This window comes from Citrobacter sp. FDAARGOS_156, from assembly GCF_001559235.2.
Lineage (GTDB): Bacteria > Pseudomonadota > Gammaproteobacteria > Enterobacterales > Enterobacteriaceae > Citrobacter > Citrobacter youngae.
On record NZ_CP014030.2, the window covers coordinates 298,956 to 324,184 of the forward strand.

Sequence of the window (25,229 nt, forward strand, 5' to 3'; positions counted from 1 at the left end):
GCCTTTTACCCTTTGTTGTTAATTACAGCCGGTGCCAGTATCTGAACCACCAGCACCAAAACCCACGTAACGATCAGCGGTAAGAACACCGCCTTCAAAACCGCCAACGCCACCACAAGCAAAACCAGCATAGCTAACACCTTGAAGGCTTCGCCGAAAGCGAACGTCCAGGCCACTCGGCCCTTTGCTGGTGTATGTGCCTGGTGACGCCAGGCAAATATCATAAACAACATATTAGGCAGTAACACTGCCAATCCCCCGCACAATGCGGAGATGCCCCAGAAAGGGTCTTTGAGGCTAAACAGCAATCCACTTGCTATTACCGCCAGAAGCTGTGTGAGCAAAAGCTTACGAGCAACGTTTCGACTCAAGAGCGACATAGACATCACGTTTTTACTCCTGCTCCCTTCGAGGTATGCCGCGTGTCGTATAAAACGTTCTTTATGGCTTAGAGTCAAGCATCAAAAAGCGGTCAAATTATACGGTGCGGCTTCGTGATTTCAAACAATAAGTAGCTAAAAAGTGAATAAATGTTTAAATATTTTTCTCCAGGCCACATTTATTACTTTTCGGCAAACTGTGAACGATCATGCAAAACTGCAAAAGCCGCGTAAACACTGGCTGCAAAGCGTGCACCAGATCACATATTAAGCATATTCGCCCCTGCACTATTTATTTACTTGGCAAATGATGCCATTTCAACTTTTTGATATTTAAGCCTAAAATCCGTTACTGTTTTAAAAATAGCGAATAACAACAAAAAAACCACCCATTGACATTTATAATAAAAAATTAACACAAGCGGTGATTCTTTGATTCTATTTTTAGCAGGCTGATATTTTCACAGTTGACTTGTTTCACTTTTAACAAAAAACGGTACGTTATAGTTATGATGCAAAACCGTAAGACATTAGTGAAATGTAACGACATTTAACCACACTATTCCCTATGACTTTTAACACCTGAAGAGCCGTTTTTTTTCTATTTTTTTTGATAAAAATTAAATTTTGTTTGGCTTAATAACCACCAAATGACGCTCACCATCCAGTTGTGGAACCCGTAATTTTACAACTGATTCGACGCTGAACGCCGCAGGCAATGTGGCGATCTCATCTTCCGGTAATTGCCCTTTTAAAGCATAAAAACGCCCGTTTTGACCAGGCAAATGGTGGCACCAGCTCAGCATGTCGTTAAGAGACGCAAAAGCACGACTTATCACTCCATCAAAAGGCGGCTCGGAAGGGAATTCTTCTACCCTGCTTTGCACTGGAGTGATGTTATCCAGTTTAAGTTCATGTTGTACCTGACGCAGAAAACGTACGCGTTTTCCCAGACTATCCAGCAGAGTAAAATGCGCCTCAGGACGCACGATAGAAAGAGGAATTCCTGGTAAGCCCGGTCCCGTGCCGACATCAATAAAACGCTCGCCTTGCAGATGGGGGGCGACAACAATGCTGTCCAGAATATGGCGCACCAGCATTTCGTTGGGATCCCGCACCGATGTCAGGTTGTACGCTTTATTCCATTTGTGCAGCATATCGACATACGCAATCAGCTGATTTTTCTGGTGATCGGTAAGAGAAATACCAGCATCAGCCAGCAGACGAGAGAGTTTGTTGAGCACGGTCGTTACCTGTTAATAATCAATGACCCGATAAGCTATAGCGTATCGGGTCGACAAATTTGCAGGGCGGGCAAGCGAAACGCCCCCGCCCAAATAGTGTGATTAAGCGCTACGGCGCAGCATACCTTGTTTTTTCAGCCAAACCAGCAGAATGGAGATGGCGGCAGGCGTGACACCTGAAATGCGCGATGCCTGGCCGATTGACACCGGTTTGTGATCGTTCAGCTTGGCAATAACTTCATTCGACAAACCGGAAACCTGACGATAATCCAGAGTCGCAGGCAGCAACGTATTCTCGTTACGCTGTTGTCTTTCGATTTCATCCTGCTGACGGGCAATATAACCTTCGTACTTAACCTGAATTTCAACCTGTTCAGCCGCCTGAGGATCATCAAGCGCGGGTGCAAATACAGACAATGACGTCAGTTGTGCATAGGTCATGTCCGGACGACGCAGCAGATCTTCACCGCTTGCTTCACGTGACAGAGGTGTCGCCAGGTGAGCATTCACTTCTGCTGCGGACTCCGCTAACGGGTTCACCCAGGTAGATTTCAGACGCTGGCGTTCTTGTTCGATGCGTTCCAGTTTTTCATTGAAGCGCGCCCAGCGTTCATCCCCCACCAGACCCAGTTCACGACCAATTTCGGTCAGACGGAGATCGGCGTTATCTTCGCGCAGCATCAAACGGTATTCTGCACGCGAAGTAAACATGCGGTACGGTTCTTTGGTGCCCAGCGTACACAGGTCATCCACCAGCACACCAAGATAGGCCTGAGAACGCGCAGGTGCCCACCCCTCTTTGTCAGCGGACAAGCGTGCGGCGTTCAGACCCGCCAGCAAACCTTGCGCAGCGGCTTCTTCGTAACCGGTTGTACCGTTAATCTGACCAGCAAAGAACAGACCTTGAATGAACTTACTTTCCAGGGTTGGCTTCAGATCGCGTGGATCGAAGAAATCATACTCAATAGCATAGCCAGGACGGACAATTTTGGCATTTTCCATCCCCTGCATGGAGCGGACAATTTGCATCTGCACGTCAAACGGCAGGCTGGTGGAAATACCGTTCGGGTAAATTTCGTTAGACGTCAGTCCTTCCGGTTCAAGGAAGATCTGGTGCTGGTTACGATCGGCAAAGCGCATCACTTTGTCTTCGATCGACGGGCAGTAACGTGGGCCGATACCTTCGATCACGCCAGCATACATCGGGCTACGATCGAGGTTATTACGGATCACATCATGGGTTTTCTCGTTAGTATGCGTGATGTAGCACGGCATCTGGCGCGGATGTTGAGAAACATCGCCAAGGAACGAAAAGACCGGCATTGGGTTATCGCTGTTTTGCTGGCCAAGTACGCTGAAATCGATGGTACGCGCATCTATACGCGGCGGTGTGCCGGTTTTCAGACGGCTAACGCGCAGCGGTAGCTCACGCAGGCGACGTGACAGTGGGATAGACGGCGGATCGCCAGCACGGCCACCGCTGTAGTTGTCCAGACCAATGTGAATTTTCCCGTCGAGGAAAGTCCCTACGGTTAATACAACCGCTTTGGCACGGAACTTCAGACCCATCTGAGTCACTGCACCGACAACACGATCGTTTTCAACAATCAGATCTTCAACCGCTTGCTGGAAGATCATCAGATTCGGCTGGTTCTCCAACGCAGTACGTACAGCCTGACGATAGAGCACGCGATCCGCCTGAGCACGGGTGGCGCGAACTGCCGGGCCTTTGCTGGCGTTTAGTATTCTAAACTGGATACCAGCATGGTCAATTGCGGTTGCCATCAGGCCGCCAAGTGCATCCACTTCTTTTACCAGGTGTCCCTTCCCAATGCCGCCAATCGCCGGGTTACAGCTCATCTGTCCCAGAGTGTCGATATTGTGTGTCAACAGCAGGGTCTGTTGACCCATTCGCGCCGCGGCCATTGCAGCCTCGGTGCCTGCATGACCCCCGCCAATGATGATGACGTCAAAAGGATCCTGATAAAACATGGTAATTGCCTCGCATAACGCGGTGTGAAAATGGATTGAAGCCCGGGCCGTGGATTCTACTCAACTTTAGTCGATGGAGAAAGACCTCGGATCCTGGGTATTAAAAAGAAGATCTTTTTATTTAGAGATCTGTTTTATTGTGATCTCTTATTAGGATCGCAACTATCTGTGGATAAGGGCGATCCTTTGAATAAGATCAACGGGTTGTTGAGGATCATTAGCTGTGAATGATCGGTGATCCTGGTCCGTATAAGCTGGGATCAGAATGAAGGGTTATACACAACTCAAAAACTGAACAACAGTTATTCTTTGGATAACTACCGGTTGATCCAAGCTTTTAACCAGAGTTATCCACATAAAAAAGTACGATCTTTACAAATCTCTGAGCAATGGATGCCAGGATCCCAGCCAAATCTCTGCCGGATCTTCCGGAATCTCATGTTCCAGTACGTTGATCCTGAGCGTTTCACCGATCTGTTTCGCCCCGCAGGCCTTCAGTTCAGCTTCCAGCTTGTCAATCGCACCGCAGAACGTGTCATATTCGCGGCTACCAATGCCGATGGCACCAAAGCGTACCTGCGAAAGATCCGGTTTCTGCTCACGCAATGCGTCATATAAAGGTTGCAGGTTATCCGGAATGTCTCCCGCACCGTGCGTTGAGCTGATAACCAGCCAAACCCCTTGAGTCGGAACCTCGTCGAGCATCGGTCCATGCAGTATTTCGCTGGAAAAACCGGCGTCATCCAGCTTTTCTGCCAGATGTTCTGCTACATATTCCGCACTGCCAAGCGTGCTGCCGCTGATAAGAGTGATATCTGCCATTGATCGCTACCTCGATGAAGAGGCAGCATTGTACGCTGTGAGCGAGTTGGGATCTACCTGTGGAAAAATAGGGGATTAAAAAAAGCGATCAGGGCTTGATGGTACGCATGATCGGGTTCTGCAAGACGATCAAGGTTTCAGTGGACTGAATTTCATCAATTGTTTGGATCTTGTTGATAAGTACCTGTTGCAGGGCATCGATAGATTTACACATTACCTTAATAAAGATGCTGTAGTGCCCGGTGGTGTAATACGCCTCGGTCACTTCATCGAGACTTTCCAGTCTGGCCAGCGCTGACGGATAGTCTTTTGCACTTTTCAGGATAATGCCGATAAAGCAGCCGACGTCATAACCCAGTTGTTTTGGACTGACATCAATTCGCGCGCCGGTAATAATCCCAGCCTGCTTCATCTTTTCTACACGAACGTGAATTGTCCCCGGGCTGACGCCGAACTGTTTAGCTAATTCAGCGTAGGCGGTACGGGCATTTTCCATCAGGGCGTCAAGAATGCCGCGGTCCAGATTGTCGATCTGATAATTTTCCATAGGTTTTTCTTATGTAGATTAATGATTCACTCTATTTTAGACGTTATTTTTAACGAATCAAAATTGAAGTCGGCTTTTTGTTTGTGGATTATTGAATATTACCTCCATTCTGTTGCTTAATCATAGGCAACAGGACACAGGAGTACACATAATGAAAACCGCTTACATTGCCAAACAACGTCAAATTAGCTTCGTAAAATCTCATTTTTCTCGCCAGCTGGAAGAGCGTTTAGGTCTGATCGAAGTTCAGGCACCGATCCTCAGCCGCGTAGGAGATGGCACGCAGGATAACTTGTCGGGCTGTGAAAAAGCGGTGCAGGTGAAGGTTAAAGCATTGCCGGACGCTCAATTCGAAGTGGTTCATTCCCTGGCGAAGTGGAAGCGTCAAACGTTAGGACAACACGACTTTAGCGCAGGCGAAGGGCTGTACACGCACATGAAGGCCCTGCGTCCCGATGAAGATCGCCTCTCCCCGCTGCACTCAGTGTATGTTGATCAGTGGGACTGGGAGCGCGTGATGGGCGACGGTGAGCGTCAATTTTCCACTCTGAAAAGCACGGTAGAGGCTATCTGGGCGGGAATTAAGGCCACCGAAGCTGCGGTAAGCAAAGAATTTGGTCTGGCACCGTTCCTGCCAGAGCAGATCCACTTTGTGCATAGCCAGGAGCTGTTATCTCGTTATCCGGATCTTGACGCAAAAGGTCGTGAACGTGCGATTGCAAAAGAGCTGGGCGCGGTGTTCCTGGTCGGGATCGGCGGCAAACTTAGTGACGGCCACCGTCATGACGTTCGTGCTCCGGATTATGATGACTGGAGTTCAGCGTCCGAACTGGGTCATGCCGGTTTGAACGGTGATATTCTGGTCTGGAACCCGGTACTGGAAGATGCGTTTGAACTGTCTTCTATGGGGATCCGCGTGGATGCCGATGCGCTGAAACACCAACTTGCTCTGACCGGAGATGAAGATCGCCTGAGTCTGGAGTGGCACCAGGCACTGCTGCGCGGTGAAATGCCGCAGACCATTGGTGGCGGTATTGGGCAGTCACGCCTGACGATGCTGCTGCTGCAGTTGCCGCACATTGGCCAGGTTCAGTGCGGTGTGTGGCCTGCACAGGTCCGTGAAAGCGTCGCATCTCTGCTGTAAAAATTAACGCCGCCAGCGTCTGAGCAGGCGGCTTCGCATCCCGGTATCAAAGCGCCAGATATGATCGAAAATGCGCATGATGCCGGGTTTGCCATGTGCTGACATCGCCACAGCATGAAAACGATGCTGGTGCACTCGCTGCAATTCCCCCACTTTATTGACAACTTCATCAGGTAATCGCTGAGCGATAAAATCTGAGATCACCACCGCATCGGCATCAAACCATTCCCGACCCTGCATGCGTTCAATAATGGCGCGAAAACAGCTGGCGATATCTGTACCGCCGCGAAAGCGCTGACTTAAAAAACGGATCGCCTGTTCGATACCCTCCGGACCGGATAGCTCATAGCGCACGACTTCTGTTGAAAACAGCATAATGAAACAGCGCCGGTTATCGGCAAGGGCGACGCGCATTAGCGCCAGGCAAAAGGCTTTCGCACACTGCTCATTAAATCCGCCCATCGATCCTGATGTATCAACGCAGACGATAAAAGGTCCGCGCGGCTGCTCGTCAAAATCCTGATGCACCACCGGACGTTCTGTTACCTTCTCACGCCATGCTTCGCCGTGCAGGCGGTAGGTCAGCAGTTGCTTTTCCACCAGCCGGCGGTAGAACTCGTATTCCAGTTCGGTAATGCCCAACGTGGCCAGTTCTGGCGGTAGCAGGCGCAGGATATCGTCACTTTGCTGGATGCCATCCACCTGCTCCGGGACGGTGGCCGGTTCACGCACCAGCGTACGGAATGTTTCCATTGGCGCGTCTTTACGCGGCACGGATTTCGCTTCTCTGGAACGACCTAACTGCTCGGCCAGGCGCTGGAGTTCGGGTTGTTGCGTCAGGAACTCGCCGTATTTCACCATTAGCTGATAATCACCGCGCTTGATTTGACCTGCGCTCATGTCCCACAAACGACCCGCTGCGTTGTCATTTTCCGCCAGCACAGGTTCCAGTTGACCACTGAGCGTCATCCGTTCCTGCACTTCACTGAGCAACTGTTCGCGTTCTTCTTCCAGTAGCTGCTGATTAAGCGTGGTGGTTTGAACCACCAGGCTCAGGCGCCAGCGCTGGAGAAATAGTGTATGCAGTGCGGGCGTAAAAGTACTGTTGTCATCAACCAGTTGCTGCGCTTGCCCAGCCCATGGCGAGTGGAGTCGGTGCAGGAGCGCTAAGATTTGCGGTAGCTGGACGATAAACTGCGGAGTGGAGAGGAGCTGACTTTGCTGATAGCACATGACCTCTTCTGTGAGCTCCGGCGGTACGTGGGTATCTTTGAGGCGGTTACGTAACGCTTCGCGCCAGCGGGGAACATCGTCAGTAATCGCTTTTTTTAGCCGGGGAAATTTTTTGAAAAAGACCGCCATCTGCGGGGAAGCCAGCAGTGCGATGATCATCTCTTCAATCATCCCCTCTTCGCCGACCGCCAGCATGATATTTAGCGTATCAAGGGTCAGCATTGTTGTGCCTGTCGGATCTGTGTACCGACGTCCTGCAGGCTGGCTTCAATGCGGCCTAACCAGTCACTATGAATAAACAGACATTTTTGCTGTTCACTAAATTCGCTGTGCTGCTGGTGCCATTCGTTGTCGAGCGCTTCAAGTTGCTGCTTTATCTCACTGGGCATGCTTTCTTCTGATGCGCCGGGTAGTGCCAGGCGAGAACCTTGCAAACTGACGTCGCGCACGACCAGGTGCTGAGCGCTGTCGACTTCCATATTCAGCGTCTGGGCAAATCCGATGCCGTTTAATTTTCCGCGGATCTCACCGCCTTTAGTCAGCCACTGCTCCAGAGCGCCGCGTTCAAAGGCAATATGGATAACCTCCATATCGTGCAGTTTTAGGGGTTTTTGCAGTAGCAGCGTCAGTACGGAAGTGTTGGCTTCCGGCGGTAAATCATAATGAGGACGGCGGCTGAACATTCCACCCTGACGAATTACCGTGAAGGCCGTTTTATCACTTTGCTGCTGCTGTAGCTGGATGCGGCGCTGCATTATTGCCCCAAGGCGAGTCAACATTGCCTGCTGCTGCCAGGCGTGCCCGGTCATCAATATTTCGATTTGTTGCTGCATCAGATTCAGGCTTTGCGCGTCATACCACAGGCAATCTTTCAGCAGAATAAGGTCGATAGGCGCAACAGCATCGCGCCCGCTAAAGAAGGCGCTGGCCTGGAGTAAGCGGATTGCTTTTTTCCAGCGACGGTCAGATACGTAGGGGGCGTTCGGTAGCGCATCCAGTTGCTGGCGCAGGGTGAAAATCAATTCAAATACACGATCGGGAAGCGTGATTTTGCCAATGTCTTTTTGCCACTGGTAGTACTCTTCATCGGTCACTTGTAACGTTGTTGGAACGGGGTTGTCACTTTCATCCTGCTGGCTTAACAGCATGGACCGGAAGTTGGCCTTGTCCTGTACTTTATCCAGCCACAGGCGAATCAGCATACGGTCGTACAATGCTTCCAGGCTGCTGTCTGCTTCAGGTAGTTCGTTGGAGGCCGCGACCAGCAGGCGCATCGGGATTTTCTCCTCGTGTGCGCCGTTGCGGAAGTGGCGTTCGTTAATGGCGGTTAGCAGGGTGTTGAGAATGGCCGGGCCTGCTTTCCAGATTTCATCGAGAAAAACAATTTCGGCTTCAGGAAGATAGCCTGCTGTTAAGCGCTCATAGCGACCTTCGTCTTTAAGCGCCTGAATGGATAGCGGGCCAAAGACCTCTTCAGGTGTCGAGAAGCGCGTCATCAGATATTCGAAAGCACGGGCATTTTTAAAGGCAAACTTCAGTCGGCGAGCGATTAAGCTTTTCGCTATCCCAGGAGGGCCTAATAAGAAGACGCTCTCGCCGCTGAGCGCGGCCAGCAGACAAAGGCGAATGGCGTGACTACGTTCATAAAGTCCCTTTTCCAGCGCATTGCTCAGACGGGAAATTCTTTCCGCTAATAAATGTGGGTGAGCCATAATGAAGTGGCGTCCTTTCGCCAAATGTACCGCGTTAAACAGCGAGTATAGATGTTTCGCCCCTGGGCTGTAATAGACTGAAGGCGCGTTTATTTTTCTTTGAGCCAGATTAATCTGGTCTCATTTAGGGGTACGATTTTGCGATTAATCGTGCATACTGTGCGCCTTTTTGTGGGCCAAGGGACGACGCACACATTTCTTATATATACACCATATCAATCAAGCTGCACCAAGGCGGCAATGGAGTTATTCCCTGGGATGGGCGGAATAACGAATGCAGCCAACGCGGAGGTAGCTTGAACGATGATGTGTATAAACGAAAGACGAGTCTATGAGCACTGATAATAAGCAATCATTGTCTGCGATTACCCTCGCGGCCATTGGGGTTGTCTACGGTGATATTGGTACCAGCCCACTTTATACGCTTCGTGAATGTTTGTCCGGGCAGTTTGGTTTTGGCGTTGAACGTGATGCCGTGTTTGGTTTTCTCTCGCTGATTTTCTGGCTGCTGATTCTGGTTGTTTCCGTTAAGTATCTGTCATTTGTTATGCGTGCTGATAACGCCGGGGAAGGTGGGATCCTGACGCTGATGTCGTTGGCCGGGCGTAATACGTCGGCGCGAACGACCTCGATGCTGGTGATAATGGGATTGATTGGCGGCAGCTTTTTCTATGGCGAGGTGGTGATTACGCCAGCCATTTCGGTGATGTCGGCGATTGAAGGTCTGGAGATTATTGCTCCACAACTGGACACCTGGATTGTTCCTCTCTCTATTATCGTACTTACCCTGCTGTTTTTGATTCAAAAACACGGTACCGGCATGGTCGGTAAGCTGTTTGCGCCGATTATGCTGATATGGTTCCTGGTACTTGCCGTGCTGGGTGTACGCAGCATTATTGCAAATCCGGAAGTGTTGCATGCCCTAAATCCGTATTGGGCTGTTCATTTCTTCCTGGAATTCAAAACGCTGTCCTTTATTGCGCTGGGCGCGGTGGTGCTGTCGATTACCGGTGTTGAAGCGCTGTATGCGGATATGGGCCACTTCGGTAAGTTACCGATTCGTCTTGCATGGTTCTCCGTCGTATTGCCTTCGCTGGTTTTGAACTATTTTGGTCAGGGTGCATTGCTGTTAAAGCATCCCGAAGCGATCAAAAACCCGTTCTTCCTGCTGGCACCGGACTGGGCGCTGATTCCGCTGCTGATCCTTGCCGCGCTGGCGACGGTAATCGCTTCGCAGGCGGTTATTTCCGGCGTATTCTCACTGACGCGCCAGGCTGTGCGTCTGGGGTATTTATCGCCGATGCGGATTATCCATACTTCAGAAATGGAATCGGGTCAGATCTATATTCCTTTCGTAAACTGGATGCTTTATTTCGCCGTGGTTATCGTGATCGTGAGCTTTGAGCACTCCAGTAATCTGGCTGCTGCGTACGGTATTGCGGTAACGGGAACGATGGTACTGACGTCCATTCTGTCGACGACCGTGGCGCGGCAAAACTGGCACTGGAATAAATACTTCGTCTTTCTGATCCTGGTTGCGTTCCTGTGCATCGATGTTCCGTTGTTCTCTGCAAACCTCGATAAGCTCGTTTCAGGCGGCTGGTTGCCGCTCTCGCTGGGTCTGGTGATGTTCACTATTATGACGACCTGGAAAAGCGAACGCTTCCGTCTGTTGCGTCGCATGCATGAGCACGGTAACTCTCTGGAGGCGATGATTGCGTCGCTGGAGAAATCCCCACCGGTGCGCGTGCCAGGAACGGCGGTGTATATGTCCCGTGCGTTGAACGTCATCCCGTTTGCGCTGCTGCATAACCTGAAACATAACAAGGTGCTGCATGAACGCGTTATTCTGCTGACGCTGCGTACGGAAGACGCGCCCTATGTACACAATGTACGTAGAGTGCAGATTGAGCAATTGTCGCCTACCTTCTGGCGCGTGGTGGCCAGCTACGGTTGGCGTGAAACGCCAAACGTTGAAGAAGTGTTCCACCGCTGCGGTCTGGAAGGCTTAAGCTGTCGGATGATGGAAACCTCCTTCTTCATGTCGCACGAGTCGTTGATTGTCGGCAAACGACCATGGTATCTGCGCCTGCGCGGCAAGCTGTATCTGCTGCTACAGCGCAATGCGCTGCGCGCGCCGGACCAGTTTGAAATCCCACCGAACCGGGTTATTGAACTCGGTACGCAGGTCGAGATTTAATGTTGTTAACGCCCTCTTTCATCGTGAAAGGGGGCGTTTTGTTTGACCCCTCTCAGTTTTCTTTTCATCTCATGATAATCCTTGCGAAACGTTTCGATGGCGATCACATTTTCGTAACGTCGCGGTGGTTTTCTGTCCACTCTTCGAACTACACTTATCTTCAGCGAAACGTTTCGCTAGTGGGGAAAGAAAATGAAGAAAGGCACGGTACTCAACTCTGAAATTTCATCGGTGATCTCCCGTCTGGGGCATACCGATACGCTGGTGGTGTGTGATGCAGGTTTACCCATCCCGAACAGCACAACGCGTATCGATATGGCATTAACCCAGGGCGTACCTTCTTTTATGCAGGTATTGGATGTGGTTACACGTGAAATGCAGGTCGAGGCGGCCATTCTCGCGTCGGAAATTAAACAACATAATCCGCAACTCCACGAAACGTTGCTCAGTCACATTGAGCAACTGCAACAACACCAGGGAAACACCATAGAAATTCGTTACACCACGCATGAACAATTCAAAAAACAAACCGCAGACAGTCAGGCGGTAATTCGCAGCGGAGAATGTTCTCCGTATGCGAATATCATTCTCTGTGCTGGCGTCACGTTCTGAGGCCATCATGAACGCATTACTGCAACTCAAAGGGATCGATAAAGCGTTCCCGGGCGTAAAAGCGCTATCCGGAGCCGCGCTGAATGTCTACCCAGGCCGCGTAATGGCGCTGGTGGGCGAAAACGGCGCGGGCAAATCCACCATGATGAAGGTGCTGACCGGAATCTACACCCGTGATGCCGGTTCCTTATTGTGGCTGGGTAAAGAGACCACCTTTAACGGCCCGAAATCCTCCCAGGAAGCCGGAATCGGTATCATCCACCAGGAGCTGAACCTGATCCCGCAACTCACTATTGCCGAGAACATTTTTCTCGGTCGCGAGTTTGTGAATCGCTTTGGCAAAATAGACTGGAAGAAGATGTACGCCGAAGCCGATCTGCTGCTCGCCAAACTCAATCTGCGCTTTAAAAGCGACAGGCTGGTCGGTGAGCTGTCGATTGGCGATCAGCAGATGGTTGAAATCGCCAAAGTGCTGAGCTTTGAATCGAAGGTCATCATTATGGATGAACCGACGGATGCCCTCACCGATACTGAAACCGAATCCCTGTTCCGCGTCATTCGCGAACTGAAATCCCAGGGACGCGGCATTGTCTATATTTCTCACCGCATGAAAGAGATCTTCGAGATTTGCGATGACGTAACCGTCTTTCGCGACGGGCAGTTTATTGCCGAGCGTGAAGTCGCATCGCTTACCGAAGACTCGCTGATTGAAATGATGGTGGGACGTAAACTGGAAGATCAGTACCCGCGCCTGGAAAAAGCGCCGGGTGATATTCGCCTGAAAGTCGATAATTTGTGCGGCCCTGGCGTAAACGATGTGTCATTCACGCTGCGTAAAGGCGAGATCCTTGGCGTATCGGGGTTGATGGGTGCAGGACGTACCGAGCTGATGAAAGTGTTGTACGGCGCATTGCCACGCACCAGCGGCTACGTCACGCTTGATGGCCATGAAGTGGTTACCCGTTCGCCGCAGGATGGACTGGCTAACGGCATCGTCTATATTTCTGAAGACCGTAAACGCGATGGTTTAGTGCTCGGTATGTCGGTGAAAGAGAACATGTCACTGACCGCGCTGCGCTATTTCAGCCGTGCAGGCGGAAGCCTAAAACATAAAGATGAGCAGCAGGCGGTGGGAGATTTTATTCGCCTGTTCAATGTTAAAACGCCATCGATGGAACAGGCTATCGGCCTGCTCTCCGGCGGTAACCAGCAGAAAGTAGCGATTGCGCGCGGTCTGATGACCCGACCAAAAGTGCTGATCCTTGATGAACCAACGCGCGGCGTTGACGTTGGGGCGAAAAAAGAAATCTATCAGCTTATCAACCAGTTTAAGGCCGATGGGCTGAGCATCATTCTGGTCTCTTCTGAGATGCCAGAAGTATTGGGCATGAGCGATCGAATTATCGTTATGCATGAAGGGCATCTCGGCGGTGAATTCACTCGCGAGCAGGCCACTCAGGAAGTATTAATGGCTGCCGCTGTGGGCAAGCTTAATCGCGTGAATCAGGAGTAAAAAGATGACTACCCAGGCTGTTTCTGGTCGCCGTTATTTCACTAAAGCATGGCTTCTGGAGCAAAAGTCGCTCATCGCTCTGTTAGTGCTGATCGCGATTGTTTCCACCATGAGCCCCAACTTTTTTACCGTTAATAACCTGTTCAACATTCTTCAGCAAACGTCGGTGAACGCCATCATGGCCGTTGGCATGACGCTGGTTATCCTGACGTCGGGTATCGATCTGTCCGTCGGTTCCTTGCTGGCGCTGACCGGCGCGGTTGCGGCTTCCATTGTAGGGATTGAAGTCAATGCGCTGGTGGCTGTTGCTGCGGCTCTGGCGCTCGGCGCAGCCATTGGCGCGGTAACCGGGGTGATTGTCGCGAAAGGTCGCGTACAGGCGTTTATCGCGACTCTGGTGATGATGCTGCTGCTGCGCGGTGTGACCATGGTCTACACCAACGGCAGTCCGGTAAACACCGGTTTTACTGATAATGCCGATCTGTTTGGCTGGTTCGGGATTGGTCGTCCATTAGGCATCCCTACGCCGGTGTGGATCATGGGGATTGTTTTCCTCGCGGCGTGGTACATGCTGCACCACACGCGTCTGGGGCGTTATATCTATGCGCTGGGCGGTAACGAAGCGGCAACGCGTCTGTCCGGAATCAGCGTCAGTAAAATCAAAATTATCGTCTATTCACTCTGTGGGCTGCTGGCTTCGCTGGCGGGCATCATTGAAGTGGCGCGTCTTTCCTCTGCGCAACCGACGGCAGGTACAGGCTATGAGCTGGATGCTATCGCCGCGGTGGTATTAGGTGGTACCAGCCTGGCGGGTGGTAAAGGACGCATTGTTGGGACGCTGATCGGCGCATTGATTCTTGGTTTCCTCAATAATGGTTTGAATTTGTTAGGTGTATCCTCCTATTACCAGATGATCGTCAAAGCGGTGGTGATTTTACTGGCGGTACTGGTAGACAACAAAAAGCAGTAACAACGATTACAGGACATCTTAAATATGAACATGAAAAAACTGGCTACCCTGGTTTCTGCTGTTGCGCTGAGCGCCACCGTGAGCGCGAATGCGATGGCGAAAGATACCATTGCGCTGGTGGTCTCCACGCTTAATAACCCGTTCTTTGTCTCCCTGAAGGATGGGGCACAAAAAGAGGCAGATAAGCTGGGTTACAACCTGGTGATTCTGGACTCGCAGAACAACCCGGCGAAAGAGCTGGCTAACGTTCAGGACTTAACGGTTCGCGGGACTAAAATCCTGCTGATCAACCCAACTGACTCCGATGCCGTGGGTAACGCCGTGAAGATGGCTAACCAGGCGAAGATTCCGGTTATCACCCTTGACCGCGTAGCGTCTAAAGGTGAAGTGGTAAGCCATATTGCGTCTGATAACGTGCTGGGCGGAAAAATTGCGGGTGATTACATCGCGAAAAAAGCCGGTGAAGGCGCGAAAGTTATCGAACTGCAGGGCATTGCCGGAACGTCTGCGGCGCGTGAGCGTGGCGAAGGTTTCCAGCAGGCCGTTGCGGCACACAAATTTAACGTACTGGCCAGCCAGCCGGCAGACTTCGACCGCACTAAAGGTCTGAACGTTATGCAGAACCTGCTGACCGCGCATCCTGACGTGCAGGCCGTATTTGCCCAGAACGATGAAATGGCGCTGGGTGCGCTGCGTGCGCTGCAAACGGCGGGTAAATCTGATGTGATGGTGGTTGGATTTGACGGCACTCCAGATGGCGAAAAAGCAGTAAATGATGGCAAACTGGCTGCGACCATTGCTCAGCTGCCGGATCAGATCGGCGCGAAAGGCGTTGAGACTGCGGATAAAGTCCTGAAAGGCGAGAAGGTTCAGGCTAAATATCCGGTTGACCTGAAGCTGGTTATCAAGCAGTAATACCGATTCAGGCCGCTCGCGACCTGATGGAGACATAAATACGCCATCCCTGGATCTTGTTCTGAGGATGAAAGCGTAAAAAGAAAAGCAGGGCACGCGCCACCCTAATCCGGTGGCGCACTTTGACTTGGAATACCTAACATGAAAACCGCAGGCAACCTCGTTGTTCTTGGCAGCATTAATGCCGATCACATCCTCAACCTTAACTCTTTCCCGACACCGGGTGAAACCGTAACCGGTAGTCAATATCAGGTGGCGTTTGGCGGTAAAGGCGCGAATCAGGCGGTTGCTGCAGGGCGTAGTGGCGCGAATATCGCGTTCATTGCCTGTACGGGTGATGACGATATTGGCGAAAATGTGCGTAAACAGTTAGCTCGCGATAATATTGATATTGCCCCGATTAGCGTTATTTCGGGTGAATCGACCGGTGTGGCGCTGATTTTTGTGAATGCCGAAGGTGAGAACGTTATCGGTATTCATGCCGGCGCGAATGCTGCTCTTTCTCCGGCGTTGGTAGAAGCACAGCGTGACCGTATTGCTCAGGCGTCTGCGTTACTGATGCAATTAGAATCACCGATCGAAAGCGTACAGGCTGCGGCAAAGATTGCGCATCAGAATAAGACTCTGGTCGCCCTTAACCCAGCTCCGGCACGTGAACTATCCGACGAGCTGCTGGCGCTGGTGGATATTATTACCCCGAATGAAACCGAGGCTGAAAAGCTGACGGGGATCCGGGTAGAAAACGATGAAGATGCAGCTAAAGCGGCGCAGGCATTGCACACGAAAGGGATCCATACTGTACTGATTACCTTAGGGAGTCGCGGTGTGTGGGCCAGTGTAAACGGTGAAGGTCAGCGAGTACCGGGTTTTAAAGTTGACGCGGTTGATACTATCGCTGCCGGAGATACCTTTAACGGTGCGTTAATCACAGCGTTACTGGAAGAGACTCCGCTATCGGAAGCCATCCGTTTTGCACATGCTGCCGCAGCGATTGCGGTCACACGTAAAGGTGCACAGCCTTCCGTTCCATGGCGTGAAGAAATCGAAGCGTTTTTAAGTCAACAGAGGTAACGCTTGGCTACAATGAAGGACGTTGCCCGCCTGGCGGGTGTTTCCACGTCGACGGTTTCTCACGTCATTAATAAAGATCGCTTTGTCAGTGAGGCGATCACTGACAAAGTTGATGCGGCAATCAAAGAGCTTAACTATGCGCCTTCCGCGTTGGCGCGTAGTCTCAAACTGAATCAGACCCGCACTATTGGCATGTTAATCACAGCCAGTACTAATCCCTTTTACTCTGAGCTGGTTCGTGGTGTTGAACGTAGCTGCTTTGAGCGCGGTTACAGCCTGGTGCTGTGCAACACCGAAGGTGACGAGCAGCGTATGAACCGTAATCTGGAAACGTTGATGCAAAAGCGGGTAGACGGCTTGCTGCTGCTCTGCACGGAAACACATCAGCCTTCCAGAGAAATCATGCAGCGTTACCCTTCTATACCGACCGTGATGATGGACTGGTCGCCTTTTGATGGTGAAAGCGATCTGATTCAGGATAACTCCCTGTTAGGTGGGGATTTAGCCACTCAACATCTGATCGAAAAAGGGTTTACGCGCATTGCCTGCATCACGGGCCCTCTGGATAAAACACCGGCGCGTCTGCGTCTGGAAGGGTATCGCGCGGCAATGAAGCGTGCAGGGCTGGCTATCCCGAACGGTTACGAGATCACCGGTGACTTCGAGTTTGGCGGTGGGTTTGAAGCTATGCAAACGCTGTTGTCGCATAAAGACCGCCCACAGGCTGTTTTTACCGGCAATGACGCGATGGCGGTTGGAGCATATCAGGCTTTATATCAGTCTGGATTGCGTATCCCGCAGGATATGGCGGTAGTCGGTTATGATGATATAGAACTGGCGCGTTATATGACGCCGCCGCTGACAACTATTCACCAACCGAAAGATGAGTTGGGTGAACTGGCCATTGATGTGTTAATCCACCGTATGGCACAGCCCGCATTGCAGCAACAGCGCTTGCAGCTTACTCCTGTTCTGATGGAGCGGGGGTCGGTTTAGGCTTATGTCGATCTTTGATCAGATTGCGCCCATCTTTGGCTCTTAACAGCATAAACATCAGCGCCGATACGACGGTGATCGCGCCCATTGTAATAAAAGTATAGTGGAACTGTTCAACCGTATTGGTTCCTTCCATACCTTCGTAGATACGCAGAACCGCGGCACTAATGGCAACCCCTAAACTAATAGACAGCTGCTGCGTAACGGCTAAAACACTGTTGCCGCTGCTGGCATTCTCATCAGTTAAATCGGCCAGAGTAATGGTATTCATTGAGGTAAACTGGGTGGACATCGCCATACCTAAAATGAACAGTGGCAGAATTAGCATCCAGACCGGCATGGCGGGAGACTGCAAAGAAAACTGTGCAATCATCAGGCCGATAAACACTGTAATACCGACCAGCGTGGTCCGGTAGCCGAGCCGGCGCAGTACCTGCGTCACCATCGATTTCGCCAGAATTGAGCCCAGCGCTGTCGGAGCCATCATGCAACCGGCAATGAGTGCCGGGTATCCAAAGCCTACCTGCAGCATCAGTGGCATTAAGAAAGGTACGCATCCCGTTCCCAGGCGAGTAGCAAGGTTTCCGGCGATGCCAACAGAAAAGGTTCGCGTTTTAAAAATAGGAAGCGCAATCAACGGTGTCGGATGGCGACGCGCATGACGAATGTAGGCGAGCAGTAGCACAATGCTGGCGAGAATAATGCCAAGTGCGACCCAACTGGCAACAAGTTTCTCGCCAAACAACTCAACACCGCTGGAAAACAGTACCAGGCTTAGACCAAAGAGAAAGAAACCGGTCATATCGAAGCCGCGGCGTGGTGTGGTGAAGTTCGGCATATATTTGCGGGCATAGAAGATACCGGCTATGCCGATGGGAATATTAATCAGGAAGATCCAGTGCCAACTGGCCCACGTTACCAGCACGCCACCCAGTACCGGACCTAAAATCGGTCCAACAAGACCGGGCATGGTCACGAAATTAAGTACGGGGAGCAGTTCGCTACGCGGGTAAGCACGCAATAATGCCAGACGGGCAACAGGCATCATCATTGCGCCACCGATACCCTGTATCACGCGGAAAACCACCAGTTCACTTAATGAGCTGGAAAGTGCACAAGCCAGCGATCCCAACGTAAACAGGCTAACGGCAATCATAAATACACGCCGGGTCCCGAATCTGTCAGCCAACCATCCACTCACCGGGATCAGCATAGCGACTGTCAGGGTATAGCTGATAATGGCTGATTGCATAGCAAGCGGGGAGCGGTTAAGACTATGTGCTATTGCGGGTAAGGCCGTGTTGAGGATAGTGGCATCTAATGCCTGCATAAAAAAGGCCATGGCGGCTATCCATGGCAATCCAGCCATACTGCGCGATTTCTTTTCTGACATAGATTATTTATCCGGGAGCTCGTTCGGTGCTATCAGTAATGCCTGACAGGCGGCAAAAGCGCGTTCGCCATCGCTATCTTCTATTGCATCGACAATGGCCTGGTGCAAATCCAGCTTGACCACATCGTTATAGGTAATCGACGTAAAGTAGGTCTGATAAACGGAATGGAACAATGATGCGAAGGATATCAGGAATGGATTCGCGCTCATTTCATAAATGTGCTCATGCCAGGCAATATCAACTTCAATCCAACGTTCGCGTCTGAAGTTCTTTTTCAGCCCGACCATCTCTTCCATTAATGTATTGAGATGGGCTTTCTGCTCTGCCGTACCAATCGTCGCCGCCAGTGAACAGGCTTGAGGCTCCAGGCTAATACGCATCACCAGAAAGTGTTTAATGACCTGTGGGAAATTATCTTCCGTCATCCACCAGGTGAGCAGCTCCTGATCGAGGAAGTTCCAGTTTGCCTGCGGCATAACGCGTGTACCAATACGTGGGCGCGGTAATACCATACCTTTAGCCGTTAATGTCTTAACTGCCTCCCTTACTGCAGTTCGGCTTACGCCAAACTGATCGCCCAGCTCAATTTCACCTGGCAGGATAGCGCCGGGTGCGTATTCACCTTTTAATATTCTCTGAGCCAGTTTTTCTGCCAGAACATAGGAAAGATTCTTTTGGGCAGCTATCTGTTGGGCATTTAAAGGCATGAATGTTCTTCCTTACGCTTTTTCTTATTCATTAGTATGCCATCAGGGAGTGTGATTGCGGCTGCAAAAACGGCAAATTGCTTATTTTATGGCATGTTAATGGTGGTTTTGGTGAAAAAATACGCATTCGGAAAGTTATTTTAAATTTCCCCTTGTCAGCCTGAAATAACTCCCTATAATGCGCCTCCACTGACACGGAACAACGGCACGCAAGCCGCCGGGTCAGCGGGGTTCCACTGAGAACTCCGGCGAAGAAAGCGAAATTAAATGCTTGACTTCGTAGCGGGATGGCGTAATATGCACACCCCGCGCCGCTGAGAAAAAGCGAAGCGGCACTGCTCTTTAACAATTTATCAGACAATCTGTGTGGGCACTCGAAGATACGGATTCTTAACGTCGCAAGACGAAAAATGAATACCAAGTCTCTGAGTGAACACGTAATTCATTACGAAGTTTAATTCACGAGCATCAAACTTAAATTGAAGAGTTTGATCATGGCTCAGATTGAACGCTGGCGGCAGGCCTAACACATGCAAGTCGAACGGTAGCACAGAGGAGCTTGCTCCTTGGGTGACGAGTGGCGGACGGGTGAGTAATGTCTGGGAAACTGCCCGATGGAGGGGGATAACTACTGGAAACGGTAGCTAATACCGCATAACGTCGCAAGACCAAAGAGGGGGACCTTCGGGCCTCTTGCCATCGGATGTGCCCAGATGGGATTAGCTAGTAGGTGGGGTAACGGCTCACCTAGGCGACGATCCCTAGCTGGTCTGAGAGGATGACCAGCCACACTGGAACTGAGACACGGTCCAGACTCCTACGGGAGGCAGCAGTGGGGAATATTGCACAATGGGCGCAAGCCTGATGCAGCCATGCCGCGTGTATGAAGAAGGCCTTCGGGTTGTAAAGTACTTTCAGCGAGGAGGAAGGCGTTGTGGTTAATAACCGCAGCGATTGACGTTACTCGCAGAAGAAGCACCGGCTAACTCCGTGCCAGCAGCCGCGGTAATACGGAGGGTGCAAGCGTTAATCGGAATTACTGGGCGTAAAGCGCACGCAGGCGGTCTGTCAAGTCGGATGTGAAATCCCCGGGCTCAACCTGGGAACTGCATCCGAAACTGGCAGGCTAGAGTCTTGTAGAGGGGGGTAGAATTCCAGGTGTAGCGGTGAAATGCGTAGAGATCTGGAGGAATACCGGTGGCGAAGGCGGCCCCCTGGACAAAGACTGACGCTCAGGTGCGAAAGCGTGGGGAGCAAACAGGATTAGATACCCTGGTAGTCCACGCCGTAAACGATGTCGACTTGGAGGTTGTGCCCTTGAGGCGTGGCTTCCGGAGCTAACGCGTTAAGTCGACCGCCTGGGGAGTACGGCCGCAAGGTTAAAACTCAAATGAATTGACGGGGGCCCGCACAAGCGGTGGAGCATGTGGTTTAATTCGATGCAACGCGAAGAACCTTACCTACTCTTGACATCCACGGAACTTGCCAGAGATGGCTTGGTGCCTTCGGGAACCGTGAGACAGGTGCTGCATGGCTGTCGTCAGCTCGTGTTGTGAAATGTTGGGTTAAGTCCCGCAACGAGCGCAACCCTTATCCTTTGTTGCCAGCGGTCCGGCCGGGAACTCAAAGGAGACTGCCAGTGATAAACTGGAGGAAGGTGGGGATGACGTCAAGTCATCATGGCCCTTACGAGTAGGGCTACACACGTGCTACAATGGCGCATACAAAGAGAAGCGACCTCGCGAGAGCAAGCGGACCTCATAAAGTGCGTCGTAGTCCGGATTGGAGTCTGCAACTCGACTCCATGAAGTCGGAATCGCTAGTAATCGTGGATCAGAATGCCACGGTGAATACGTTCCCGGGCCTTGTACACACCGCCCGTCACACCATGGGAGTGGGTTGCAAAAGAAGTAGGTAGCTTAACCTTCGGGAGGGCGCTTACCACTTTGTGATTCATGACTGGGGTGAAGTCGTAACAAGGTAACCGTAGGGGAACCTGCGGTTGGATCACCTCCTTACCTTAAAGAAACGTTCTTTGTAGTGCTCACACAGATTGTCTGATGAAAAGTAAATAGCAAGGCGTCTTGCGATTGAGACTGACACGTCCCCTTCGTCTAGAGGCCCAGGACACCGCCCTTTCACGGCGGTAACAGGGGTTCGAATCCCCTAGGGGACGCCACTTGCTGGTTTGTGTGAGTGAAAGTCGCCGGCCTTAATATCTCAAAACTTACCTTCGGGTGACGTTTGAGATATTTGCTCTTTAAAAATCTGGATCAAGCTGAAAATTGAAACGACACACTGTTTCATTTCTCCGTAATAAGAAATGAAAAATGGTGTGTTCGAGTCTCTCAAATTTTCGCAACACGGTGGTGTTTTACGAAACATCTTCGGGTTGTGAGGTTAAGCGACTAAGCGTACACGGTGGATGCCCTGGCAGTCAGAGGCGATGAAGGACGTGCTAATCTGCGATAAGCGTCGGTAAGGTGATATGAACCGTTATAACCGGCGATTTCCGAATGGGGAAACCCAGTGTGTTTCGACACACTATCATTACGTGAATCCATAGCGTAATGAAGCGAACCGGGGGAACTGAAACATCTAAGTACCCCGAGGAAAAGAAATCAACCGAGATTCCCCCAGTAGCGGCGAGCGAACGGGGAGCAGCCCAGAGTCTGAATCAGCTTGTGTGTTAGTGGAACGGTCTGGAAAGTCCGACGGTACAGGGTGATAGTCCCGTACACCAAAATGCACAGGTTGTGAACTCGAAGAGTAGGGCGGGACACGTGGTATCCTGTCTGAATATGGGGGGACCATCCTCCAAGGCTAAATACTCCTGACTGACCGATAGTGAACCAGTACCGTGAGGGAAAGGCGAAAAGAACCCCGGCGAGGGGAGTGAAAAAGAACCTGAAACCGTGTACGTACAAGCAGTGGGAGCCTACTTGTTAGGTGACTGCGTACCTTTTGTATAATGGGTCAGCGACTTATATTCTGTAGCAAGGTTAACCGAATAGGGGAGCCGAAGGGAAACCGAGTCTTAACTGGGCGTTAAGTTGCAGGGTATAGACCCGAAACCCGGTGATCTAGCCATGGGCAGGTTGAAGGTTGGGTAACACTAACTGGAGGACCGAACCGACTAATGTTGAAAAATTAGCGGATGACTTGTGGCTGGGGGTGAAAGGCCAATCAAACCGGGAGATAGCTGGTTCTCCCCGAAAGCTATTTAGGTAGCGCCTCGTGAACTCATCTTCGGGGGTAGAGCACTGTTTCGGCTAGGGGGTCATCCCGACTTACCAACCCGATGCAAACTGCGAATACCGAAGAATGTTATCACGGGAGACACACGGCGGGTGCTAACGTCCGTCGTGAAGAGGGAAACAACCCAGACCGCCAGCTAAGGTCCCAAAGTCACAGTTAAGTGGGAAACGATGTGGGAAGGCACAGACAGCCAGGATGTTGGCTTAGAAGCAGCCATCATTTAAAGAAAGCGTAATAGCTCACTGGTCGAGTCGGCCTGCGCGGAAGATGTAACGGGGCTAAACTGTGCACCGAAGCTGCGGCAGCGACACTATGTGTTGTTGGGTAGGGGAGCGTTCTGTAAGCCGTTGAAGGTGTGTCGTGAGGCATGCTGGAGGTATCAGAAGTGCGAATGCTGACATAAGTAACGATAATGCGGGTGAAAAACCCGCACGCCGGAAGACCAAGGGTTCCTGTCCAACGTTAATCGGGGCAGGGTGAGTCGACCCCTAAGGCGAGGCCGAAAGGCGTAGTCGATGGGAAACAGGTTAATATTCCTGTACTTGGTGTTACTGCGAAGGGGGGACGGAGAAGGCTATGTTAGCCGGGCGACGGTTGTCCCGGTTTAAGCATGTAGGCGGGAAGTTTAGGTAAATCCGGACTTCTTTTAACGCTAAGGTGTGATGACGAGGCACTACGGTGCTGAAGTAACAAATGCCCTGCTTCCAGGAAAAGCCTCTAAGCATCAGGTAACACGAAATCGTACCCCAAACCGACACAGGTGGTCAGGTAGAGAATACCAAGGCGCTTGAGAGAACTCGGGTGAAGGAACTAGGCAAAATGGTGCCGTAACTTCGGGAGAAGGCACGCTGATATGTAGGTGAAGCGGTTTACCCGTGGAGCTGAAATCAGTCGAAGATACCAGCTGGCTGCAACTGTTTATTAAAAACACAGCACTGTGCAAACACGAAAGTGGACGTATACGGTGTGACGCCTGCCCGGTGCCGGAAGGTTAATTGATGGGGTTATCCGTAAGGAGAAGCTCTTGATCGAAGCCCCGGTAAACGGCGGCCGTAACTATAACGGTCCTAAGGTAGCGAAATTCCTTGTCGGGTAAGTTCCGACCTGCACGAATGGCGTAATGATGGCCAGGCTGTCTCCACCCGAGACTCAGTGAAATTGAACTCGCTGTGAAGATGCAGTGTACCCGCGGCAAGACGGAAAGACCCCGTGAACCTTTACTATAGCTTGACACTGAACACTGGTCCTTGATGTGTAGGATAGGTGGGAGGCTTTGAAGTGTGGACGCCAGTCTGCATGGAGCCAACCTTGAAATACCACCCTTTAATGGCTGGTGTTCTAACGTGGACCCGTAATCCGGGTTGCGGACAGTGTCTGGTGGGTAGTTTGACTGGGGCGGTCTCCTCCTAAAGAGTAACGGAGGAGCACGAAGGTTAGCTAATCCTGGTCGGACATCAGGAGGTTAGTGCAAAGGCATAAGCTAGCTTGACTGCGAGAGTGACGGCTCGAGCAGGTGCGAAAGCAGGTCTTAGTGATCCGGTGGTTCTGAATGGAAGGGCCATCGCTCAACGGATAAAAGGTACTCCGGGGATAACAGGCTGATACCGCCCAAGAGTTCATATCGACGGCGGTGTTTGGCACCTCGATGTCGGCTCATCACATCCTGGGGCTGAAGTAGGTCCCAAGGGTATGGCTGTTCGCCATTTAAAGTGGTACGCGAGCTGGGTTTAGAACGTCGTGAGACAGTTCGGTCCCTATCTGCCGTGGGCGCTGGAGAATTGAGGGGGGCTGCTCCTAGTACGAGAGGACCGGAGTGGACGCATCACTGGTGTTCGGGTTGTCATGCCAATGGCATTGCCCGGTAGCTAAATGCGGAAGAGATAAGTGCTGAAAGCATCTAAGCACGAAACTTGCCCCGAGATGAGTTCTCCCTGAGACTATAAGTCTCCTGAAGGAACGTTGAAGACGACGACGTTGATAGGCTGGGTGTGTAAGTGTAGCGATACATTGAGCTAACCAGTACTAATGAACCGTGAGGCTTAACCTTACAACGCCGAAGGTGTTTTGGCGAAGAGACATCGATATTCAGCTTGATTACAGATTACATCGACATGCTAAAGCGTGTTGATAACAGAATTTGCCTGGCGGCTGTAGCGCGGTGGTCCCACCTGACCCCATGCCGAACTCAGAAGTGAAACGCCGTAGCGCCGATGGTAGTGTGGGGTCTCCCCATGCGAGAGTAGGGAACTGCCAGGCATCAAATTGCAGTAAACCGGGATGAATAATCCGGGTAGTGACAAAGAAATTCGGTGGAGCGGTAGTTCAGTTGGTTAGAATACCTGCCTGTCACGCAGGGGGTCGCGGGTTCGAGTCCCGTCCGTTCCGCCACTTATTAGAAAATTAAGCCTGCTTAGTAGCAGGCTTAATGATAAGAAAATTTAGGGGCGTAGCTCAGTTGGTAGAGCACCGGTCTCCAAAACCGGGTGTCGCGAGTTCGAGTCTCTCCGCCCCTGCCAGAA

At 51.3% G+C, this 25,229-nt stretch carries 17 protein-coding genes, 3 tRNA genes and 3 rRNA genes; 14 read left to right on the forward strand and 9 right to left on the reverse strand.

The features are described from left to right. Positions 1-5 precede the first annotated feature (5 nt). The 5 genes from atpI to asnC all read right to left on the reverse strand — a co-directional run bounded on the left by atpI (position 6) and on the right by asnC (position 4,985). The gene (gene atpI, locus AL515_RS01475) at positions 6-386 is read right to left on the reverse strand and encodes a F0F1 ATP synthase subunit I (protein ID WP_048213787.1); all 381 of its coding nucleotides are present in this window, start codon (positions 384-386) and stop codon (positions 6-8) included. Between the two features lie 614 nt (positions 387-1,000). After that, a complete protein-coding gene (gene rsmG, locus AL515_RS01480; protein WP_048213788.1) occupies positions 1,001-1,624 on the reverse strand; it encodes a 16S rRNA (guanine(527)-N(7))-methyltransferase RsmG in 624 nt (207 codons plus the stop codon). A gap of 102 nt (positions 1,625-1,726) precedes the next feature. Beyond that, complete coding sequence (gene mnmG / locus AL515_RS01485; RefSeq protein ID WP_061066899.1) at positions 1,727-3,616, reverse strand: tRNA uridine-5-carboxymethylaminomethyl(34) synthesis enzyme MnmG; 1,890 nt, start codon at positions 3,614-3,616, stop codon at positions 1,727-1,729. A 372-nt stretch (positions 3,617-3,988) separates the two neighbouring features. Then, the gene (mioC, locus tag AL515_RS01495) at positions 3,989-4,438 is read right to left on the reverse strand and encodes an FMN-binding protein MioC (RefSeq protein ID WP_048213790.1); all 450 of its coding nucleotides are present in this window, start codon (positions 4,436-4,438) and stop codon (positions 3,989-3,991) included. A gap of 88 nt (positions 4,439-4,526) precedes the next feature. Further along, positions 4,527-4,985 carry a transcriptional regulator AsnC gene (gene asnC / locus AL515_RS01500; protein WP_003023780.1) on the reverse strand — a complete coding sequence of 153 codons (459 nt, stop codon included), beginning with the start codon at positions 4,983-4,985 and terminating at the stop codon, positions 4,527-4,529. Positions 4,986-5,136: 151 nt separating this feature from the next. Here asnC and asnA point away from each other — a divergent pair, with 151 nt between their 5' ends. After that, positions 5,137-6,129, forward strand: coding sequence for an aspartate--ammonia ligase (gene asnA / locus AL515_RS01505; RefSeq protein ID WP_005121446.1), 993 nt, complete (start codon positions 5,137-5,139; stop codon positions 6,127-6,129). A 3-nt stretch (positions 6,130-6,132) separates the two neighbouring features. On the opposite strand, the gene viaA is transcribed toward asnA, so the two are convergent. Both viaA and ravA read right to left on the reverse strand, forming a co-directional pair. Beyond that, on the reverse strand, positions 6,133-7,584 hold the full coding sequence (gene viaA, locus AL515_RS01510) for an ATPase RavA stimulator ViaA (protein ID WP_061066900.1): 1,452 nt from the start codon (positions 7,582-7,584) through the stop codon (positions 6,133-6,135). After that, positions 7,578-9,074, reverse strand: a complete 1,497-nt coding sequence (gene ravA, locus AL515_RS01515; RefSeq protein WP_048213792.1) for an ATPase RavA — start codon at positions 9,072-9,074, stop codon at positions 7,578-7,580. The genes viaA and ravA overlap by 7 nt, the downstream gene beginning before the upstream one ends. A gap of 331 nt (positions 9,075-9,405) precedes the next feature. Between ravA and kup the strand changes: the two genes are divergently transcribed. The 7 genes from kup (at position 9,406) to rbsR (ending at position 17,351) form a co-directional block, all read left to right on the forward strand. Continuing rightward, positions 9,406-11,274: a low affinity potassium transporter Kup gene (kup, locus tag AL515_RS01520; RefSeq protein ID WP_048213793.1), complete on the forward strand. Its 1,869-nt coding sequence runs from the start codon at positions 9,406-9,408 to the stop codon at positions 11,272-11,274. Positions 11,275-11,466: 192 nt separating this feature from the next. Then, entirely contained in the window at positions 11,467-11,886 is a 420-nt protein-coding gene (gene rbsD, locus AL515_RS01525; RefSeq protein ID WP_003023766.1) for a D-ribose pyranase, read from the forward strand. A gap of 7 nt (positions 11,887-11,893) precedes the next feature. Next, positions 11,894-13,399, forward strand: a complete 1,506-nt coding sequence (rbsA, locus tag AL515_RS01530; RefSeq protein ID WP_003023764.1) for a ribose ABC transporter ATP-binding protein RbsA — start codon at positions 11,894-11,896, stop codon at positions 13,397-13,399. A gap of 4 nt (positions 13,400-13,403) precedes the next feature. Continuing rightward, entirely contained in the window at positions 13,404-14,369 is a 966-nt protein-coding gene (gene rbsC / locus AL515_RS01535; protein WP_003826999.1) for a ribose ABC transporter permease, read from the forward strand. A 24-nt stretch (positions 14,370-14,393) separates the two neighbouring features. After that, complete coding sequence (rbsB, locus tag AL515_RS01540) at positions 14,394-15,284, forward strand: ribose ABC transporter substrate-binding protein RbsB (RefSeq protein WP_003023760.1); 891 nt, start codon at positions 14,394-14,396, stop codon at positions 15,282-15,284. Positions 15,285-15,425: 141 nt separating this feature from the next. Then, positions 15,426-16,355, forward strand: a complete 930-nt coding sequence (gene rbsK / locus AL515_RS01545) for a ribokinase (RefSeq protein ID WP_061066901.1) — start codon at positions 15,426-15,428, stop codon at positions 16,353-16,355. Positions 16,356-16,358: 3 nt separating this feature from the next. After that, positions 16,359-17,351 carry a ribose operon transcriptional repressor RbsR gene (gene rbsR / locus AL515_RS01550; protein ID WP_105242127.1) on the forward strand — a complete coding sequence of 331 codons (993 nt, stop codon included), beginning with the start codon at positions 16,359-16,361 and terminating at the stop codon, positions 17,349-17,351. Here the strand turns inward: rbsR and mdtD are convergent. Continuing rightward, a complete protein-coding gene (gene mdtD, locus AL515_RS01555; RefSeq protein WP_061066903.1) occupies positions 17,317-18,744 on the reverse strand; it encodes a multidrug transporter subunit MdtD in 1,428 nt (475 codons plus the stop codon). The two genes, rbsR and mdtD, sit on opposite strands and share 35 nt — an antisense overlap. 3 nt (positions 18,745-18,747) lie before the next feature. After that, a complete protein-coding gene (locus tag AL515_RS01560; protein WP_061066904.1) occupies positions 18,748-19,452 on the reverse strand; it encodes a FadR/GntR family transcriptional regulator in 705 nt (234 codons plus the stop codon). Between the two features lie 476 nt (positions 19,453-19,928). On the opposite strand from AL515_RS01560, the gene AL515_RS01565 reads away from it, so the two are divergent. From AL515_RS01565 to AL515_RS01590, 6 genes are all read left to right on the forward strand, one after another. Then, positions 19,929-21,470, forward strand: a 16S ribosomal RNA gene (locus AL515_RS01565). Between the two features lie 85 nt (positions 21,471-21,555). Beyond that, a tRNA-Glu gene (locus AL515_RS01570) sits at positions 21,556-21,631 on the forward strand. A 219-nt stretch (positions 21,632-21,850) separates the two neighbouring features. Then, positions 21,851-24,757, forward strand: a 23S ribosomal RNA gene (locus AL515_RS01575). Between the two features lie 93 nt (positions 24,758-24,850). Continuing rightward, a 5S ribosomal RNA gene (gene rrf, locus AL515_RS01580) occupies positions 24,851-24,966 on the forward strand. The 16S, 23S and 5S rRNA genes sit together here with 3 tRNA genes alongside, the layout of an rRNA operon. A gap of 55 nt (positions 24,967-25,021) precedes the next feature. Beyond that, positions 25,022-25,098, forward strand: a tRNA-Asp gene (locus tag AL515_RS01585). 52 nt (positions 25,099-25,150) lie between these two features. Then, positions 25,151-25,226 (forward strand) — tRNA-Trp (locus AL515_RS01590). The last annotated feature ends 3 nt before the right edge of the window (positions 25,227-25,229 follow it).